Source organism: Mesorhizobium sp. EU05-FHT14A09 (assembly GCF_058790995.1).
The window spans coordinates 299586-312381 of sequence record NZ_JBYTDF010000001.1; the positions used below are offsets into that span (position 1 = coordinate 299586).

12 protein-coding genes are annotated in these 12796 nt (G+C 62.9%); 9 read left to right on the plus strand and 3 right to left on the minus strand.

Annotated elements, in window-relative coordinates; all coding sequences use genetic code 11:
- Positions 1-4: 4 nt before the first annotated feature.
- Entirely contained in the window at positions 5-1024 is a 1020-nt protein-coding gene (locus tag AC3WTO_RS01335) for an LLM class flavin-dependent oxidoreductase (protein WP_492460009.1), read from the minus strand.
- 158 nt (positions 1025-1182) lie between these two features.
- On the opposite strand from AC3WTO_RS01335, the gene AC3WTO_RS01340 reads away from it, so the two are divergent.
- A complete protein-coding gene (locus tag AC3WTO_RS01340) occupies positions 1183-1554 on the plus strand; it encodes a cupin domain-containing protein (protein WP_492458878.1) in 372 nt (123 codons plus the stop codon).
- Positions 1555-1569: 15 nt separating this feature from the next.
- On the opposite strand, the gene AC3WTO_RS01345 is transcribed toward AC3WTO_RS01340, so the two are convergent.
- Positions 1570-2979 carry an aminotransferase-like domain-containing protein gene (locus AC3WTO_RS01345; protein ID WP_492458879.1) on the minus strand — a complete coding sequence of 470 codons (1410 nt, stop codon included), beginning with the start codon at positions 2977-2979 and terminating at the stop codon, positions 1570-1572.
- Between the two features lie 112 nt (positions 2980-3091).
- On the opposite strand from AC3WTO_RS01345, the gene AC3WTO_RS01350 reads away from it, so the two are divergent.
- From AC3WTO_RS01350 to AC3WTO_RS01385, 8 genes are all read left to right on the plus strand, one after another.
- Positions 3092-3931 (plus strand): SDR family NAD(P)-dependent oxidoreductase, encoded by an 840-nt coding sequence (locus AC3WTO_RS01350; RefSeq protein WP_492458880.1) that lies wholly within the window; start codon positions 3092-3094, stop codon positions 3929-3931.
- 78 nt (positions 3932-4009) lie between these two features.
- Complete coding sequence (locus AC3WTO_RS01355) at positions 4010-5029, plus strand: BMP family ABC transporter substrate-binding protein (protein ID WP_492458881.1); 1020 nt, start codon at positions 4010-4012, stop codon at positions 5027-5029.
- A gap of 20 nt (positions 5030-5049) precedes the next feature.
- The gene (locus tag AC3WTO_RS01360) at positions 5050-6555 is read left to right on the plus strand and encodes an ABC transporter ATP-binding protein (protein WP_492458882.1); all 1506 of its coding nucleotides are present in this window, start codon (positions 5050-5052) and stop codon (positions 6553-6555) included.
- A complete protein-coding gene (locus tag AC3WTO_RS01365; protein ID WP_492458883.1) occupies positions 6552-7577 on the plus strand; it encodes an ABC transporter permease in 1026 nt (341 codons plus the stop codon). Before AC3WTO_RS01360 ends, AC3WTO_RS01365 begins: the two co-directional genes overlap by 4 nt.
- A gap of 3 nt (positions 7578-7580) precedes the next feature.
- Positions 7581-8468 (plus strand): ABC transporter permease, encoded by an 888-nt coding sequence (locus tag AC3WTO_RS01370; protein WP_492458884.1) that lies wholly within the window; start codon positions 7581-7583, stop codon positions 8466-8468.
- A gap of 10 nt (positions 8469-8478) precedes the next feature.
- A complete protein-coding gene (locus tag AC3WTO_RS01375; protein ID WP_492458885.1) occupies positions 8479-9687 on the plus strand; it encodes a Tm-1-like ATP-binding domain-containing protein in 1209 nt (402 codons plus the stop codon).
- Position 9688: 1 nt separating this feature from the next.
- Positions 9689-10522, plus strand: a complete 834-nt coding sequence (locus tag AC3WTO_RS01380) for a phosphoenolpyruvate hydrolase family protein (RefSeq protein ID WP_492458886.1) — start codon at positions 9689-9691, stop codon at positions 10520-10522.
- A 12-nt stretch (positions 10523-10534) separates the two neighbouring features.
- On the plus strand, positions 10535-10972 hold the full coding sequence (locus AC3WTO_RS01385; RefSeq protein WP_492458887.1) for an SRPBCC family protein: 438 nt from the start codon (positions 10535-10537) through the stop codon (positions 10970-10972).
- Positions 10973-11170: 198 nt separating this feature from the next.
- Here the strand turns inward: AC3WTO_RS01385 and AC3WTO_RS01390 are convergent, their stop codons facing one another.
- Positions 11171-12766: a GMC family oxidoreductase gene (locus AC3WTO_RS01390; protein WP_492458888.1), complete on the minus strand. Its 1596-nt coding sequence runs from the start codon at positions 12764-12766 to the stop codon at positions 11171-11173.
- Positions 12767-12796 lie beyond the last annotated feature (30 nt).

The window sequence follows — 12796 nt, forward strand, 5'->3', positions numbered from 1 at the left end:
TTCTTCAGCGCCAGCCGAGCGCTGGCGCGACATGCTTGACGATCGACTCGATGACATGAGCGTTGTAGTCGACGCCGAGCTGGTTGGGCACGGTCAACAGCAGCGTGTCGGCTTCGGTAATGGCGTCATCCTGCTTCAACTGCTCGATCAGCACGTCCGGTTCGGCCGCATAGGTTCGGCCGAAGACCGCGCGGGTATCCGCCTCGATGTAGCCAAAGTGGTCCTGGCTATCGCTGCCGCCGAAATAGGCGCGGTCGCGATCATCGACCAGCGCAAAGATGCTGCGGCTGACCGAAACCCGCGACTCGCGTGTGTGACCGGCCTCTTTCCAGGCGGCACGGAAGGCACGAATCTGTTCGGCCTGCTGGATATGCAGCGGCTTGCCGCTCTCGTCGAATTTCAGCGTCGAGCTCTGCAGGTTCATGCCGAGTTTGGCCGCCCATTCAGCCGTGGCGTTGGTGGCCGCACCCCACCAGATCCTGTCCCGTAACCCTTCCGAGAAGGGCTCCAGGCGCAACATGCCGGGCGGGTTGGGGAACATCGGGCGCGGGTTGGGCTGGGCGAAGCCCTGGCCCTTGATGACATCGAGGAAGACTTCCGCATGGCGCCTCGCCATGTCGGCTTCGCTCTGGCCCTCTGGCGGTGCGTAGCCGAAATAGCGCCAGCCATCGATCACCTGCTCGGGCGAGCCGCGGCTGATGCCAAGCTGTAAACGCCCGCCGGCGATCAGGTCGGCCGCGCCGGCATCCTCGGCCATGTAGAGCGGGTTTTCATAGCGCATGTCGATGACGGCCGTGCCGATCTCGATGCGGCTGGTCTTTGCCCCGACCGCCGCAAGCAGCGGAAACGGCGAGCCCAGCTGGCGCGCGAAATGATGCACACGGAAATAGGCGCCGTCCGCGCCGAGTTCTTCCGCGGCAACGGCAAGGTCGATTGATTGCAGCAGCGCATCCGACGCCGTGCGCGTCTGCGATTGTGGCGAGGGCGACCAGTGGCCGAAGGAGAGAAAGCCGATGTTTTTCATGGTCAAGGATGTAGCACATCGACTTCAGGCTTCAATGGAAGGCAATGCAACGCACTGTCGCTGCGGCGGCGACAATCGGACCACTTCCCGCAAAGTGGAGCTTGCGGACAGCGGGGTCGATCGGTTCCTTCGCGCTGCCAACAAGCAGGAGGAAGACCTTGGCTGAAGATCACAAGATCGTTGTCGCCAACAACAAGGGCGAGTTCTGGACCGACGAGCGTTGCTACATCACCGAGCTGCACAACACGGAAGCGTCCCCGGAAGCCTCGCTGGCTGTGGCGCGCGTCGAAGTTGGCGTGACCACGCAACTGCACAGCCTCACTGGTGTGATCGAGCGCTACATCGTTCGGCAGGGCGAAGGCATGCTTGAGGTCAACGGCGTCAAGCGCAAGCTGATGGTGGGCGATCAGGCCGTCATCCCGGCGCAGGCGCCGCAGCGCATTGAAAATACAGGTTCTGTCGACCTGGAATTCTATTGCCTGTGCACGCCGCGCTTCTTCCCGGAATCCTACGTCAATCTCGAACAGTAGGCCCAGCCGGCATCTTCAGGCTGCCGTTCTTCGCTGCGCCAGGTCGGAAATCGTTTCGATCGCGAACTGCATCGTCTCGGCAGGACGCACGAAGGGCAGGCGGATGAAGTCGCCGAAATTCTCCTGCGCTGAATAGCCCGGCCCGGCAGAGAGCAGGAGGCGGTGTCGCTGTGCTTCCTGGCACAGCGACACCGTGTCGACGCCGGGCATGTGGATCCACATGGCCGTGCCGCCGGCCGGTTGCGACCAATGCCAGCGGCCGTGAGCCCGTTCGGAAATGAGGTGTTCAGCGAACTTGAGATGGCTGCTGATCTCCTTGTGCCGATACGCCCGCGCCGCCTGGATGTTTTCAAGCAGGCCGACGGCGAGGTGCTGGTCGAACATCGAGCAACCGAGATCGTTGACAGCCTTGAAGCTTGCCAGCCGTTTTATCATCGGCGGATTTGCGCGGATCCAGCCGATGCGGATGCCACCCCAGAACAGTTTCGAGAGCGTGCCGATGGTGGCGATCTGGTCGGACTTTGTCTGGCTGGCGATCGGCCGCGGTGTCGCCCCGGCTATCGTCGACAGCTCATTCTGTGCCCCATCCTCGACAAGGAATGTCGGATAGCGGTCGAGTAGATCGACCAGATCACGGCGGCTGGCGTCGTCCAGCGATCGTCCCGTCGGATTGTGCACTTCCGGAAAAAGGTAAAGCAGCTTTGGCCGGTTCCTGAGCGCCTTTTCAAGCTGATCCATGTCGAGGCCATGGGCGCTGATGCCGACCGTCACGATCCTGGCGTTGCGGCGACGGAAGACCTCCAGCGAACCGCGATAGGCGGGATCTTCCACGACGACGGCATCCGACGCATCGACCAGGGCATTGGCCAGCAGCCACACCGCCTGCTGCGCGCCGCTGGTGATGAGGATGTTGTCGGAATGGGTGGGCAAACCGAGGTCCGTATAATAGCGCGCGACGGCCCAGCGCAGCGCCGGCAGTCCGGAGGCATCGTAGCCGAGGCCGGAAGCCACGCTTGCCAGATCGGCGCCTCGCAACACGGCCAGCGCCTCGGTCAGGATGGGAGACGGCGGCAGGGCGCCGCTGGTCATGTCGATGTCTTCGGGCAGCGCCTGCATCTCGCCGGCCAGACGCGTATGCGCGACGCCGGGTGCGTTCGCCGATGCGATGATGCGGTGACCGCTGCCGTGGCGGCTGTCGAGCACACCGGCATCGCGCAGCGACGCGTAGGCTGCAACGACGGACCCGCGGCTGACGGCCAGGGCGATTGCGAGTGTCCGCTCCGATGGCATCAGGGCACCCGCCGGCAATTCCCTTGCCGTGATCAGCCGGCCGATCGCCAGGCTGAGTTGCTGGGGAACCTTGCCTTCCGTCGTTTGCCAGCCGCCGATGAGCCGGCTGATGCGCGCGGGTGAAATCCTGTTCATGTGTGGTCCACTTCTCGACAAGTGGACTTTGCCAGATGCTGCCCAGTAGAGCAATTTCACTTTCGGGAAAACGGATAAGAGACCTCGGTCTGGAGGTCCAAGGGGAGGAGATATGGGCTCTTTTGCCACCAGGGGCGAACATCGCCCGCTGGCCGTGCGTCAGGTTGCGCCGGTACGGTCACACGCAAACAAACGTTATCTCGTTCTTGGCGGCGCAGGTGGTGCCGGCAAGGCCGCCGCTGCATTGCTGGCAGCCGAAGGCGCCTCGGTGGTCATCGGCGACGTGCGCGAACAGGCGCTGAACGAAGCGATCGCGGACCTCAACAAGGACGGTGGCAACACCAGCGCCGTCGTGGTCGACCTTAGCAATGCCGCCTCGATCGCGGCCGCGATCGAACAGGCCGAGCAGCGTCTTGGAGGCATCGACGGCCTGGTCAACTGTGCAGCCATTGTCCGTCACGTCGATCCGCTTGAAACGCCCTGGACCGACTGGGAGCGTGTCTTCGCCATCAACGTCTTCGGCGCATTCGAAGCGTCGCGTCTCGTCGCCAAGGCGATGATCGCAAAAGGCATCAAGGGCGCGATCGTCAATGTCGCGTCGGAGGCCGGCAAGAAGGGCCATACCCAGTCGCTTGCCTACAGCGCCAGCAAGGCGGCGATGATCAATTTCACCCGCGTGCTGTCGGAAGTGCTCGCCCCCAACGACATCAATGTGAACTGTGTCTGTCCGGGCGGCATGGCTACCGACATGCTTCGCGAAGTCGCCGTCGCTTACGGCGATCTGGTCAAGCAGGCTCCCGACGACGTGTTCGAGCAACTGATCAGCTCGCAACTGCGCCGGCATATCGACCCGGTCGAAGTGGCCAGGACGATTTCATTCCTGCTCAGCGACGACGCCATGATCATTCGCGGCCAGTCCATCAACACTGATGGCGGCGATACGCCGTATTGAGGCTATTTCCCTGGCGGACTAAGCGGCATCTCCGTGCGTTCCGTTGCAACATTCATGCTTGCCTGTGGGGTTCAAAAAATGACGACTGCCAGCAAATTCCTGCATCTCTGCCTGGGCTCGGTGCTTGCCCTTTCCGCGGCTTCCGTTCCGGTCCGTGCTGAAGACAATTCATTCGTCCTGGTCACGCCAAGCCGCATCGGCGTGAACAAGTTCCTCGGTCTCGGAAAGACCGGCATCGAAAAGGCCGCCGCGGATCAAGGCGCCACGGCCAAGATCTTCGAAGGCACCGATCCGTCCACGCGTCGGCAGCATGTCCAGGCCGCGATCGACCTGAAGGCTTCGATCGTCGCGGTCATGGGCTTCGAATTCGGCGACATCATCGCCGATCTGGCGCCGGAATATCCGGATACCAATTTCGTCATCGTCGACACCTGCATTCCGGATGCACCGAAGAACGTCTATTGCGCGGTCTTCCGCGAACAGGAAGCCGCCTATCTGGCCGGAGCCGAAGCTGCATTGACCTCGACCAGCAAGACGGTCGGCGTCATCGGCGCTCTCGATATCCCGTTCCTGCATCGCTACACGGATTCGTTTGGGCTCGGCGCAAAGGCGGCCCGGCCTGAAATCAAAGTGCTGCCCACCTCATGGATCGGTGGCGACAATCCGTTCCAGGATCCGGTGCGGGCGCAGACGCAGGCAACTTTGCAACTGTCGAACGGCGCCGACCGCATCTATGCGGTTGCCGCCGGCAGCAATGGCGGTGTCTTCAAGGCAGTCGCCGACAAATCCGGCGCGATGGCGATCGGTCTGGACGTCAATCAATGCGGCGATGCGCCCGGAGCTATCCTGGACAGCACGCTGAAGAAGGTGGACGTCGTTCTGCCGGCCACCATCGACGGCATCCTGAAGGGCACGGCCAAGCCGGTGGTCAGCTTCGGTCTCGCAGAGGGTGGTCTGGAACTGGTCGCCACCACCGAAGCGGTCGCCTCGTCCGGTTGCAAGATCGCCGAGTCGCCGGACGTCATCGGCCAGCTCAAGGACATCCAGGCTAAGATCGTTTCGGGCGCCATCACAGTGCCTGACCCGATGGCGCAATAACGCAATCTCGGAGCGCGATGATGACCTTGCTCCAGATGAAGGGCATCACTAAGCGATTTGACGGCGTCGTTGCCAATGACGGGATCAGCCTGTCGGTCAACAGCGGTGAGATCCATGCGCTGATGGGGGAGAATGGGGCGGGCAAGTCCACCCTCATGAACATCCTCTACGGCCTGCTGAAACCCGACTCCGGTGAAATCCTGGTCGACGGCAAAGCTATGGATTTCACCAGTCCGCTGGGAGCGATCGCCGCCGGCATCGGCATGGTCCACCAGACCTTCAGGCAGTTTCCCGACCTGACGGTCTGGGAAAACCTGGTGTTCCAGAACGAACCCAGGCGAGGGCCGTTGGTTTCCGTTGACGCCGCGCGTGATTTCGTCCGGCGTCTTGGCTCCAGACATGGCCTGGAAATCGACCCGGACAGCCGGGTTCGCGATCTTGCGGTGGGCATACGTCAACGCCTGGAGATCCTGAAAGCGCTGTCGCGCGAGGCTCGCATCCTCATCCTGGATGAGCCGACGGCCGTACTCACGCCGCAGGAACGGGATGGCCTGTTCACCGCCATGCGTGAGCTGGCCAGCAAGGGAATGGCCCTCATCCTCGTCACCCACAAGATCCCGGAAGTCATCGCCATAACCGACCAGATCACCGTCATGCGTGATGGCCGCGTCTCCGGCACTCTGGTGACCAGGCAAACGAGCGAGGCCGAGATCATCAAAGCAATGGTTGGCCGTAATGTGCCGCCGACGATCGCCGCCAAAGTCACATCCGATGCCGAGCCGATGCTTTCGGTCAAGGAGCTCTCGGTTCGCAAGGCGGGCGTCACGGTGGTGGATGGTGTTTCTTTCGATGTCCGCCCTGGTGAGATCGTCGGCATAGCCGGCGTTTCAGGAAACGGGCAGCCTCAGCTGATCTCGGCGGTCATGGGCCTCGAGCCGGCTACGGGTGCCGTGAGCATCGGCGGTCAGGACATTTCCAGGCTCCCGATTGCGCGCCGTCGTGCCGCCGGCATCTCGTATGTGCCGGAGGATCGGCATCTGACCGGTACGGCTCCGGCAGCTTCGATTGCCGAGAATATCGTCTTCGGTAGACATCGCGATGCCGCAGCTTCCCGCAAGGGGTTCCTGCGCAAGGACGCCATCCGTGCCCAGGCACGCAGGTTGATCGAACGTTTCAGGGTCAAGGCTGCCTCCGAGCAATTGCCGATCGGCTCCCTATCGGGCGGCAACATGCAGAAAGTCGTCATCGCCCGCGAGGTCGAGCATGGTTCGCCGCTGATCATCGTCGAGGAGCCGACCCGCGGTGTCGATGTCGGCGCCATCGAATTCATCCACCAGACCTTGATTGCCGAGCGGGACAAGGGCCGGGCGATCCTGGTGGTGTCATCCGACCTGACGGAACTGCTCGCGCTCTCTGATCGAATTCTCGTGATGTTCGAGGGGCGCATCAACGCCAGTCTCACCGGAAGCGACATGAACGAGGACACTGTCGGCCGCTGGATGATGGGGGGAGCGGAAACCAGATGATCGCAGCGGCTCTCGATACGAAATCCCGCCTGGCGGCAATCCTGTTCTCCATCGCGGCTGCGGTCGTGCTCGGAGGACTTGTCGTCGGCCTGACCGGCGCCAATCCCATTTCGGTCTATCTGGAGATCGCCAAGGGCGCGGTTCTCGGCCGCGGACTGGATGAGACGCTGGCTCGCTCGGTGCCGCTGGTCGGCATGGCGTTGGCGGCGGCGATTGCACTCCGGGCAGGGCTGGTCAATCTGGGTGGCGACGGGCAGATGCTGATCGGTGGTCTCGCCGCGGCTCTGGTCGCGCTCTATTTGCCTGTTCCTGGTGTTGCCCGGACAGTCCTCGCATTGGCAGCCGCGATCTGCGCCGGTGGGCTCTACGCCTGGCTTGCCGCCATCCTGCAACTCAGCCTCGGCATCCCGTTCCTGATTGCGAGCCTGCTGTTCAGCTACATTGCGCGGGGCCTGACATCCTATCTCGTGCGCTATCCGTTGCGTGATCCGGCCACGGGCATGCCGGAGACCTATCGTGTTGCCTCAGGCGCCCGGCTTCCCGCTCATATATTGGACCTGCCGATCAGCATGGCCATGGTCATCATGGCGGTCGTCGCGGTTGTCATCGTGGTCAACGACCGGAGCGGCGTCAACGGCTTCGAATGGCGCATGACCGGTCTCAACGCCAGTTTCGCGCAGTATTCGGGCGTGAATCTGTCGCGGCAGACGCAACGGGTGGCATTTCTCAGCGGTGCGCTGGCCGGCCTCGTCGGCGCGCTGCTGATCCTTGGGCAGCAATACCGTTTCACCGACGGTGCCTTGCTTGCTCCCGGCTACACCTGGTCGGGGCTGATGGCAGCTGTCCTCGCCATGGCCAGCCCGATTGCGACGATCGTCACCTCGATATTCTTCGCCGCGCTCCAGGTCGGCGGCTTTTCCATGGAACGGGCGCTTGGCCTGCCGGCGGTCCTGACATGGGTGCTGCAGGCGCTGATCATCCTGTGCCTCGCCGCACGGCCGATCTTGTTCAGGAAGCGATAGGCCATGCTCAACATGCTGCTTTCGCAGGTGCTCGATCTGATGACGCCGGTGTTGCTGGCCGCGATGGCCGGCGCATTGTGCGAGCGCGCCGGCGTGTTCAACATCGCGCTGGAAGGCAAGATGCTGGTCGGCGCCTTCGTGGCCGTCGCGACCAGCGTTGCGTTCGGTTCGCCAGTGCTGGCGGTTTTCTCGGCTGTCCTGTGCACGGCGATCTTTGCTTCGCCACTGGCGCTCGGCGGCGCGCGTCTCGGCGGCGATCCGATCGTCATCGGCATCGGACTGAACCTGCTCGCCTCCGGCCTGACCACCTATCTGCTGGGCGCGATATTCGGCGTGACCGGTACGCTGGTCGACCCGGCGGTCATCGCGCTGCCGAAATTCGACATTGCGGCGCTGGCCGATGTTCCTGTCGTGGGAGCGATCCTCGGGCACAACGCGCTCGTCTATTTGTCCTGGCTGCTCATATTCGTCTTCAACATCTACCTGTTCCGCACGCCCTGGGGGCTGCGCCTGCGCGGCATCGGTGAAGTGCCGTCGGCTGCGGCGGCAATGGGCGCGAATGTCAGCCGATACCAGACGGCTATCGTCATCCTGGCTGGTGGCTTGTGTGGGCTGGCCGGAGCGCAACTGGCGCTGGGCTCGGTCGCGCTCTTCGCGGAGAACATGACAGCGGGGCGCGGCTGGATCGCGGTCGTTGCTGTCATGCTGGGCCGCGCCCACCCTTTGGGGATCGCCCTGGCCTGCCTCGGCTTCGGGCTCGCCGATGCCATTGGGCTGCGGTTGCAGGGGCAGGGCTTGCCCAACCAGATCACCGATATCGCGCCCTATGCCATCACGCTGCTTGCGATGATCGGTCTCGGCCTGCGTGGCATGAAGAAAAGAACCGTTTGAGGAGGAAGAGATGAGCGTTCCAAAAACCGTTTATGTGGCGGGATCATGCGACACCAAGGGTGACGAACTCCGTTATGTAACCGGTATCATCCAGGCACAGGGTGTCTCGGCGGTCCTCGTCGATCTTTCCACCGACAAGCCCGTGGCCAATGTTGATATCGACGCCAGGACCGTCGCGGGTTTCCATCCCGGCGGCATCGCGGCGGTCTTCACGGGAGATCGCGGTTCGGCGGTTTCGGCGATGGGCTTGGCCTTCGAACGCTTCATCCTGTCGCGGGATGATGTCGGCGGCGTCATCGGCCTTGGCGGCTCCGGCGGCACCGCCATGGTTACGCAGGCCATGCGTGTTCTCCCCGTAGGCACCCCCAGGGTGATGGTCTCGACGGTGGCTGCAGGCAATGTGAGTGCCTATGTCGGCCCGAACGACATCGCCATGGTCAACTCGATCACCGATATTGCCGGCCTAAACCGCATATCGCGGACCGTCCTGTCCAATGCCGCCAATTCGATCGCCGGCATGGTTCGCAACCGCCAGGAACTGGAGCAGGAAGACAAGCCGGCGCTCGGCCTGACCATGTTCGGCGTCACCACACCCTGTGTCACCCAGGTGGTGGAACAGTTGCACGACCGTTTCGAATGCCTGGTCTTCCATGCCACCGGCATCGGCGGCCAGTCGATGGAGAAGCTGGCCTCGTCCGGCTTCCTGGCCGGTGTGCTCGACATCACCACCACGGAGGTCTGCGACCTGCTTTTCGGCGGCATCCTGCCCGCCACCGAGGATCGTTTCTCCTTCTTGGCGCAATCTCCTTTGCCCTATGTCGGCTCGTGCGGCGCGCTCGACATGGTCAATTTCGCCGGCATCGACACGGTTCCGGAGAAGTACCGCAACCGCAATCTCTACATCCACAATCCCCAGATCACGCTGATGCGTACGACGCTGGAGGAAAACGTGGCGATGGGAAAATGGATCGGCGAACGCCTGAACCGCAGCATCGGTCCGGTGCGTTTCCTTCTGCCGCTTGGCGGCGTCTCGCTCCTCGACGCGCCCGGCCAGCCATTCCACGATCCGGAAGCCGACGAGGCGCTGTTCGCCGCCATCGAGAGCACGGTCCAGCAGACCGCCGAACGTCAGGTGCTCAGGGTGCCGCACGCGATCAACGCGCCGGAATTCAGTTCCGAAGTCGTTCGCCACTTCAATGAAATCAGCAAAGGTCGGTAGTATGAGATTTGAAAGAAGCCAGTTGCTGGGCAAGTTTCGCGAACAGATCAAGGCGAAGATCCCCATCATCGGCGGTGGCGCCGGCACCGGTCTCTCGGCCAAGTGCGAAGAAGCGGGCGGCATCGACCTCATCGTCATCTACAATTCCGGCCGCTACCGTATGGCCGGCCGTGGTTCGCTGGCGGGGCTGCTTGCCTATGGCAATGCCAATGAGATCGTCGTCGACATGGCGCGCGAGGTGTTGCCCGTGGTCAAGCACACGCCGGTCCTTGCCGGCGTCAATGGAACCGACCCGTTCTGCCAGTTCGATCCTTTCCTGGATCAGCTCAAGGAGATCGGTTTTGCCGGCATCCAGAACTTCCCGACGGTCGGCCTGATCGACGGCAAGTTCAGGGCGAACCTGGAAGAGACCGGCATGGGTTATGCGATGGAGGTCGACCTCGTTCGCATGGCGCGCAGCAAGGACATGCTGACGACGCCCTATGTCTTCTCGGTCGAGGATGCAAAGGCGATGACGGAGGCCGGAGCCGACATCATCGTGGCGCATATGGGCTTGACCACAGGCGGGACGATCGGCGCCGACACCGCGCTTACGCTCCAGGACTGCGTTGGCGAGATCAACGCCATCGCCGCAGCCGCACGTGCGATCAACCCCGACATCATCATCCTGTGCCATGGCGGCCCGATCGCCGAGCCGGAGGATGCCCGTTACATCCTGCAGCAATGCCCCGGCTGCCATGGCTTCTATGGCGCATCGAGCATGGAGCGTCTGCCGGTGGAAAAGGCCCTCGTCGCCCAGACGCAGGCCTTCAAGAACCTGATCGTCCAACAATAATAGGAGAGGAAAGTGGCCAAGGCTTATGCGAGCGCGGTGATCGACGCGCCGATCGAAACCGTGTGGAAGACGGTGCGTGACTTCAACGGGCTGCCGACCTGGCATCCGGCGATCGCCAAAAGCGAGATCGAGGGCGGTGCGAGCAGCGATTCCGTCGGTTCCATCCGTTCCTTCTATCTCCAGGACGGCGCCCACGTGCGCGAGCAGCTGCTTGCGCTCAGCGACAGCGAGCACTCGCTGTCCTACAGCTTCGTCAAACCGGCATTCCCGGTGAAAAATTACGTCGCCTCGATCCGGCTGCTTCCGATTACGGACGGCAACCGCACCTTCGCGGAATGGGTCGCGACCTTCGACGAAGAACCGGAAGACGCTGGGAAATACGTGGAGATCGTTTCCGACCACGTGTTCGCGGCTGGCTGGAAAGCGCTGCAGGCACACCTGGCCAAATAGCCACATATGCCTGAGGCGAGCTCCCGAGCGGTACGTTGGTCGCTCGGGAGCAATCCCTAACCTACCAACGGTCATCTTGATTGACCGTTGGAGCGCGCGACTGCGCGCCGCGCCCGTTGGCGCGAAAGCCAAGCGACCCGGATGGGTCGCGCCGGCGATTGAGGGGTCCTGGATGTGTCAGCATCCAGGACCTCAGAATCATTGCAGGATCATCTCCGCCGCGCGCTGGCCGATCATCATGCTCGGCGCGTTGGTGTTGCCGGCGATCAGCTTCGGCATGATGGACGCGTCGGCGACGCGCAGCCCTTCCAGACCACACACCTTCAGTGTTTTCGGATCGACGACGGCCATAGCGTCGTCGCCCATCTTGCAGGTGCCGACCGGGTGATAGACGGTGAGCGCCTCCGCACGCAGATAGGCAAGGATCTCGTCGTCGGAACGGACGTCCTTCCCAGGCAGCATCTCGATGCCGCGCACCGGATCGAACACCGACGATGCGAAGATCGCCCGCGCGATCTTGATGCCTTCGACGAGAACCTGTGCGTCCTTCTCATCCGAGAAGAAGCGATGATCGATCCTGGTGGTCGTTGAAGCACCGTCGCGTGCAAGCGTGATCTCGCCGACGCTCCTGGGCCGCAGCACGCAGGTGTGGATGGCGTAGCCATGACCGTATTCGACCAGCCTGCCGCGATGGCTGCGATAGCCCGGTACGAAATGGAACTGGACATCAGGCTCGGCCCCGGCGAGGCGGGTTCGCGCGAAGCCGCCGGCCTCGACATAATTGGTCGTCAGCATGCCCTTGCGGCGCGCGAAGTAGCTGTAGGGCGCTGCGAGGATGCGGGGCAGGTTGGCAACGGAAAGTCCAAGCGTGCGCGGGCTCGACGAGCGCACCGTGATCATGCCGTCGACATGGTCCTGCAGGTTCTTGCCGACGCCCGGCAGGTCATGGACCGGCGTGATGCCGACGCGCCGGAGTTCTTCGGCTGAGCCGATCCCGGATTCCAGCAGGATCTGCGGCGAGTTGATGGCGCCGGCTGAAAGCAACACTTCACGCGAAGCCGTCAGTGTCGTGTCCGCGCCTTTGTACCGGATGTTCACGCCTGTTGCGCGCTTGCCCGAGATGACGATCGTCTTCACCGCGCATTCACTCAGCACGGTCAGGTTCGGACGGTCGAGAGCCGGTCGTACGAAAGCGGTGAAGGCGCTGAAGCGCTGCCCACGGTCCTGCGTGACGTTGTAGATGCCGACACCGAATTGCGATGCTGCGTTGAAATCGGTGTTCTCCGGCAGGCCGGCATCCTTGCCCGCTGCCACGAACATGCGCGAGAGCTCGTTGGGATCGCGCGGATTGTCGACCCGCAGGTCGCCATCCGTGCCGTGATAGCGGCGGTCCTGGCCGAGCAGGTTGCGCTCCAGTCTTTTGAAGACAGGCAGCACGTCGTCATAGGACCAGCCGGCGCAGCCAAGGCTTGCCCATTCGTCGTAGTCTGCTGCCGCGCCGCGGATGTAGACCATCGAATTGATCGAGGTCGATCCGCCCAACGCCTTGCCGCGATTGACCGGGATCTTGCGGCCGTTCAACTGCGGCTGTGGCACCCCGAAGTAGCAATAGTCGTAGTTCGGGTTGCCATAGAGCGAGAGGATACCAGCCGGGACTTTCACTCGCAGGCTTTGGTCGCTGCCGCCAGCTTCGATCAGGCAGACCTTCGTTGCCGGGTTGGCGCTGAGACGGTTCGCCAGAACGCAACCGGCCGAGCCGGAGCCGACGACGATGTAGTCGTATGTGTCATTCATGATTGATGCCGGAGCAGGAGGGCTTCCCGC

Excerpts from the sequence above, each read along its gene's own strand:
- AC3WTO_RS01335 (WP_492460009.1), bottom strand. The coding sequence starts at position 1,024 with ATGAAAAACATCGGCTTTCTCTCCTTCGGCCACTGGTCGCCCTCGCCA.
- AC3WTO_RS01345 (WP_492458879.1), bottom strand. The coding sequence starts at position 2,979 with ATGAACAGGATTTCACCCGCGCGCATCAGCCGGCTCATCGGCGGCTGG.
- AC3WTO_RS01350 (WP_492458880.1), top strand. The coding sequence starts at position 3,092 with ATGGGCTCTTTTGCCACCAGGGGCGAACATCGCCCGCTGGCCGTGCGT.
- AC3WTO_RS01355 (WP_492458881.1), top strand. The coding sequence starts at position 4,010 with ATGACGACTGCCAGCAAATTCCTGCATCTCTGCCTGGGCTCGGTGCTT.
- AC3WTO_RS01360 (WP_492458882.1), top strand. The coding sequence starts at position 5,050 with ATGACCTTGCTCCAGATGAAGGGCATCACTAAGCGATTTGACGGCGTC.
- AC3WTO_RS01365 (WP_492458883.1), top strand. The coding sequence starts at position 6,552 with ATGATCGCAGCGGCTCTCGATACGAAATCCCGCCTGGCGGCAATCCTG.
- AC3WTO_RS01370 (WP_492458884.1), top strand. The coding sequence starts at position 7,581 with ATGCTCAACATGCTGCTTTCGCAGGTGCTCGATCTGATGACGCCGGTG.
- AC3WTO_RS01375 (WP_492458885.1), top strand. The coding sequence starts at position 8,479 with ATGAGCGTTCCAAAAACCGTTTATGTGGCGGGATCATGCGACACCAAG.
- AC3WTO_RS01380 (WP_492458886.1), top strand. The coding sequence starts at position 9,689 with ATGAGATTTGAAAGAAGCCAGTTGCTGGGCAAGTTTCGCGAACAGATC.
- AC3WTO_RS01390 (WP_492458888.1), bottom strand. The coding sequence starts at position 12,766 with ATGAATGACACATACGACTACATCGTCGTCGGCTCCGGCTCGGCCGGT.